The following is a 5601-nucleotide window of genomic DNA, read 5'->3' on the forward strand; positions in this document are numbered from 1 at the left end:
TATTTCTCCATTTAGATAAAGATTTTTTTCTGACTTTTTCCTTCATTTAGTCAATCCTTAACTACTGAAAATATGTTGGTTTTTGATTATACAGCAGTTTTCAAGATTAGTAGACTACAGTAATGGAGAGATAAAAAAGCTACTTATTTGATTTTCATGATTTTTACTATTGCGCAATGGTTTTACAAATAAATAAAGCAACTTTTAGGGAAGTTGCCATCAAGAAATCAAAATTTGATTAACAATTTTATGTTAATGGCTATAGTTAAGGGAAATGTTACAGAGAGCCAATGTTTGCCAAACCAAGAATTACACCTGCACCTAAAATGTGACCAAAGCTAGTAGTTGCTAAAACACCAGCTACACCAAAACCACCAAAAAAGTTAGATCCAGGCATTGCAGGTCCAACACTAGGATATTTAACAGTAAACTTAGCGAAGGCGATCGCTACAATATTACAAAGAATCATAATTAGAGCAATTTTTGGACTCCAAGCAAAAGTATTAGGAGTAACTGCGAGTAAAGTTGAGTAAAGCATTTTTTCTTTTCCTTAATTATACGTAGTCAATCAAAAACCTAAGTGGCATATTTATACCAGAGAATACAATTATTTTCTCTTATAGAGTGACTTAGTAATAATTCTTTACAAACCCCGCTTTAGATTTAATATTATCTCCGCTGGTATCGTTTGTGTAAACCCAAGGGTGAATATCTATAGGAAATTTAAGTTTTTTGAGGCTTTTAAGCCCTCTTGTGTGTGATTTATTTATCTGAAAACCGCTACATATTTCAAGAAGAGAAAATTGTCAGGAAGTTACCTGCTTCAATAAAAATCATGACTTTTTAGGCAATTTTTATTTTTTCTATTTAAATTTGCATAAATTCTCGGAGAGGGGGTGAAACAATATCAGGTAATAAATTTTCTTAGGAGATTTAATCATGTTGAAAAAGTGTTCCATTACCCTTGCTGCTGCCAGTGCTGCAATTGTTGCTACTTTCACTACTGTTTCTAGTGCTAGTGCAATTGTCAATGGTAGTTTTGAAGAAGGCTTTAATGGCTGGAGTACCATTGGAGACACCAGTATACAAGATATTAGTTTTGGTACAACACCTTCAGATGGTAATTTTAATGCGTTAATGACGAATGGTTTTGGTGCTGTCTCTGATTTTGCGATTGAAAGTTTCTTAGGGTTAACTCCAGGAACTCTGGACTCGTCATTAAATATTATTGATGCTACTGAAGGTTCTGCTATCAAGCAAACTTTTTTTGCCAAGGTAGGAGATATTCTAACATTTGATTTTAACTTTTTGACAAATGAATTTACACCTACTTTCTTCAACGACTCTTCTTTTATATCTCTTTCAAATGTAGATGTATTAGCTGATACTAACTCTTCTTTTATGTTTAATCTATTCTCCTTTTTTGAAGAAACAGGATATCAAAGTTTTTCTCATACTTTTTCTGAGAGTGGAACTTACACTTTAGGATTTGGGGTTGTAGATGCAGTAGATACTGTTGTTGATTCTGGTCTTTTAATTGATAATGTTGAGCTTACTTCTGTTCCAGAACCAGGTTTAATTTTTGGCTTAAGTTTAATTGGCGCTTTAGGTGCTACTTCTCTCAAACGCAAACAAAAAAAAGAAAAGTAGGTTCACAGGTCTAATTTCTGGCAAACCTACGTCACTTTAAATACCTAAATCAATCATAGCTTCAAATATTCGATTGTGAGGAGATGCACCCAGAAATATTAAGGTGTGTCTCTCAACTTTTTAATTTAATTGGAAGGAAACCCAGAATTTGGCGATCGCGTTATCAAAATTTTTGATTCCATCGAACAAGGAAAGTCTCAAGGTTTTGCTTGTGATTTGGTCTTGGCATAACTCATAGTCAAATCTTTGCGTGAAGAGCAAGTTGAAATTGCCCGAGAGTATGCAAAGGAGTAACTTAGCTTTAGTAGATGCCTTGCATTTGGCAACCGCCATAGAAGCATAATGCACCGTTTTTCTAACAAATGATACTGCTTTACGCCACCCCAGTCCAGGTATAGATATCTGGATGCTTCCAGAGATAGAAGATTAAACAGATGGCAATGGCTTTGTTGCTAAATTGAAAATGTTAACCTTAACGCACCGAGCAATTAAAAGTAGTAGTTTGTCAAGATTCAGTTGTTGGCCAGTGGGAGCATCTTGCTCCTGTGCGTGAAGGTCTAGTTACCCAAGAGGTAGCGACTTTTTTGAGCTACCCCTCAATAATTAATCCTGTCTCCCGACTGCCCAACTTCTTCTCAAAAGTGTCCCATCTCCAAGTTGAGTCTAGAGTCAGAGTATACTATGCTGCTGATTAGCTATTTTCTAGTTATCTTTAAATCTAGTATGGAACTCCAAGACTTTCTGAGAACAGACCTTAAGTACGATGTTAAAACCCTCGCCGATGATGAAAACCTGACTCGCGAGATTCAGGCCATACTTATTGACTTAAATATGCTTAACCCTCCAGTAGATGGCATATTTGGCCCATTAACTACCGCAGCACTTCATAGGTTTCAAGTGGATCAAAAAAGTGGTGAGGCTGGATATTTAGGTGAGAAAACTACGAAAAAGTTATTCGAGGCTAAAGAAGCCAATATTCCGGCTGCCCCAATTATTCTCAAAACTAAAAAAGATACTATTCTTAAGTATAGACCTCTTCAATCTTCTCAATTAACTGAGTCAGAAAAACACTATATCCCGGCTAATCAAGAGTTTCAAATTTTAGCTTATGTTCCAGTTAGAAACCATTTCCGAATTGCGTTTAGAAATAATAAGCATAATAGTTCTGGTGTTTGGTATATCCATGAAAAACATATTGAAATTTTAGAAAATAATCAACTTGTACATCCCAAGCTTAAACCAAATAATATTAGAATTAAGGTTCCCTACAAATCTAAGCTAGATGATTGGTATAATCCTACAGGTTTATGTAATATTACTTCTATCGCTTCCTGTTTGGAGTTTTTGCAAGCTAATCGAAAGTCTAATTATGGTCAACTTGAAGATGAACTTTATGAATATGCTTTAAATCAAGGTTACAGTCGTCATAGTCCAACTGATTTAGCTAGAATTGTTAGAGATTATGGATGTATAGATAATTTTAAAACTAATGCGACTATTGAAGAGGTTAAAGATTGGCTAATAGCAGGAAATCCTGTGGCTATACATAGTTATTTTACTTCTTTTGGTCATCTGATTGTCGGTGTTGGTTTTGATAATGAAGGATTATTTATCCACGATCCATATGGGGAATGGTTTTCTACTGGATATCGTACTGACCTCAGTGGTGCTTATTTACATTATTCTTATCGATTAATTCGGAATGTTTGTATGCCAGATGGGAGTTTTTGGGTACATTTTATTTCAAAATAGAAGAAGGAAGAAGGAAGAAGGAAGAAGGAAAAAAAAGAGTAATATCAAGTCTGCTAGCATCGGTATTTTTAGGAAGAAGCAAGAAGGTTTTAGTTATCTAGGAAAGAAGTTTTAAAAGCCTAAAAAAACCTAAATTGCCTGTAGATATTTACCCTGGGATTTACATAAATGATATCAATCAATGGAAATGATACAAGTTTTGAAAAAAAAAGGGAAAATGATAGAGGTAGTTTTCTAAAATGAATTGGAGTTGCTCTTTTTAAGGTAAGCATTCCCCAGGAAATGATTACTTTTGAAGTATCTATATTTCCTGCAAATAGGCCATAAGTTGTGCGATCGCCCCTACCAATATCTTCTAGCAGCCAATCTTTTAATAAATTGTCTAATTTGTAAAATTTAGCATGTAAGAAAAATTTTGGAGATGGGTATATTAAAGTTATACACAATAAATTTCATTAGGACTTACCCACGAATGCTATTGGTAGTGGCGTGTCAAGGTTGAAAATGTCGATTAAAAAACCTCACCCCCCAACCCTTCTGTACTTATAGGGTTACTTGCTGTTGGTTTTGGTATCACTTGCCTCAAGCGCAAACAAAAAAAGTAGGTTCACAGCTCAAATTTCTTGCGAACCTACTTGACTTTTAAAACCTAGCTACATCAAAAAATATCAGAATTAACTATGAAGAGTAGAACTCAAAATCCTTTAACTAGAACAGTACAAACTTTAGTCCATGTTGTTGCTTTTAGTACGATTATAGGTTTTGGAAATGCTCCTGCCCAGGCATTTCAAATTTTCTTTGGAGAAGACTTGCATAATAGTCCCTCTGTTCCTTTAAGTTCCACTCCCAATGCATCTGCTGCTGAATCTAATTTCCTATCTAACTTAGTTGTTGGAGTAGGAACAGAGGACTTTGACGGACTTGCTACCCATACAGTTAGTCCATTAAATTTACTCTTTCCTGGATCGACAGGAAATATCACAACTACTCTTTCTGGTGGTGGTGGATGGGTAAAATCTGTTTCTGTTGGTAGCGCTCTAGCTGGCCGATACGGTACTTCTGGTACTAACTTCTGGCAAGTAGCAGCAGGCCCCTCTAATAACTTTCAAGTAGACTTTAATACAGCAATTGGAGCTTTTGGTTTCTATGGTATCGACATTGGTGATTTTGGCGGTCAGCTTGTTTTAGAACTGTCGCTGTCCGGCGGAACAACACAACAGTTTACAGCGCCAAATACCCAGGGAAGCGTTGGAAGTACAGATGGTTCAGTCCTCTTTTTTGGCATAGTTGCACAAAATGCTTCTGAAACATTTACATCTATTGAATTTTTAACAACTACTGGACACGGAGATGTTTTTGGATTTGATGATTTTACTATTGCAGATATTCAACAAACTCGAGCAGCTACACCAGAACCCGCTTTAATTTTGGGTTTATTACTTGTTGGTGGTGCTGGTTCAATGTTAAAGCGCATAGAATAACTAAGATTATAAATATTGGCTGAGAGCAATAGCGTAGGGGGAACGGAGTTTGATCGTTTCCAAGTTTCCAGAACGATCCCTGTAATGGTAAAGACAGTTTGGGGAGATAGGGAGATGGGGAGAAATTAAAAAATATATATCTTCACCATTATCATGCAGGACTACCCCCCCGCTTTAACGAAGTCAGAAGTCAGAAGTCAGAAGTTATTTTTGTAAGGGGGATTTGAGCAACTCTCCAACCAAAAATATTTCGCCAGTCAAGGCGGGGTTGCGCAACCCATATTATTTTGATAAATTAAATTAATAAAAAATAATAAAAAAACAAAGGCTCCCTCGTATCGTTGAGAGAACCTTTGTTTATATTTAACCTGGCATCGCGCTATTTTACCGGGCGGCTACCCACCGAGTATCTTCGCCACCGTAGCGTTTAACTTCCGAGTTCGGGATGGATCGGAGTGGGTCCACTACGTCATAGACACCAGGAAAAGCTGATAATTATATAGATTAATTATTTTTGCCTTAAACAGTTTGAGTTATTTGGCGCTTTCTTTTCCTTACATTTATTACTATAAATATCTTCTTCAGAAATGTCAACCCCCTAAACAAACTTTTTTTTATCTCTGAATTTTAGGCCAAGGGGAGTAGGGGAGTAGGGGAGCAGGGGAGTAGGGGAGTAGGGGAGTGAGGGAGAAATTCAGATAAATCGGGGTAATTGTTA

At 36.2% G+C, this 5601-nt stretch carries 4 protein-coding genes and 1 rRNA gene; 3 read left to right on the top strand and 2 right to left on the bottom strand.

Annotated features, from left to right (window positions below; genetic code table 11):
* Nucleotides 1-277: 277 nt before the first annotated feature.
* Entirely contained in the window at nucleotides 278-538 is a 261-nt protein-coding gene (gene psaK, locus AC3DU7_RS19380; protein WP_488040949.1) for a photosystem I reaction center subunit PsaK, read from the bottom strand.
* A gap of 401 nt (nucleotides 539-939) precedes the next feature.
* Between psaK and AC3DU7_RS19385 the strand changes: the two genes are divergently transcribed.
* From AC3DU7_RS19385 to AC3DU7_RS19395, 3 genes are all read left to right on the top strand, one after another.
* Complete coding sequence (locus AC3DU7_RS19385; protein ID WP_488040950.1) at nucleotides 940-1650, top strand: PEP-CTERM sorting domain-containing protein; 711 nt, start codon at nucleotides 940-942, stop codon at nucleotides 1648-1650.
* Nucleotides 1651-2373: 723 nt separating this feature from the next.
* A complete protein-coding gene (locus AC3DU7_RS19390; RefSeq protein WP_488040952.1) occupies nucleotides 2374-3402 on the top strand; it encodes a C39 family peptidase in 1029 nt (342 codons plus the stop codon).
* 680 nt (nucleotides 3403-4082) lie between these two features.
* Entirely contained in the window at nucleotides 4083-4883 is an 801-nt protein-coding gene (locus AC3DU7_RS19395) for a PEP-CTERM sorting domain-containing protein (RefSeq protein ID WP_488040951.1), read from the top strand.
* Nucleotides 4884-5249: 366 nt separating this feature from the next.
* Here the strand turns inward: AC3DU7_RS19395 and rrf are convergent.
* A 5S ribosomal RNA gene (gene rrf / locus AC3DU7_RS19400) occupies nucleotides 5250-5366 on the bottom strand.
* Between the last annotated feature and the right edge of the window lie 235 nt (nucleotides 5367-5601).

The organism is Okeania sp. (assembly GCF_983059655.1).

What these genes read in the sequence shown, in the direction of transcription:
- psaK (WP_488040949.1), bottom strand. Translation starts at nt 538, where the DNA reads ATGCTTTACTCAACTTTACTCGCAGTTACTCCTAATACTTTTGCTTGG.
- AC3DU7_RS19385 (WP_488040950.1), top strand. Translation starts at nt 940, where the DNA reads ATGTTGAAAAAGTGTTCCATTACCCTTGCTGCTGCCAGTGCTGCAATT.
- AC3DU7_RS19390 (WP_488040952.1), top strand. Translation starts at nt 2,374, where the DNA reads ATGGAACTCCAAGACTTTCTGAGAACAGACCTTAAGTACGATGTTAAA.
- AC3DU7_RS19395 (WP_488040951.1), top strand. Translation starts at nt 4,083, where the DNA reads ATGAAGAGTAGAACTCAAAATCCTTTAACTAGAACAGTACAAACTTTA.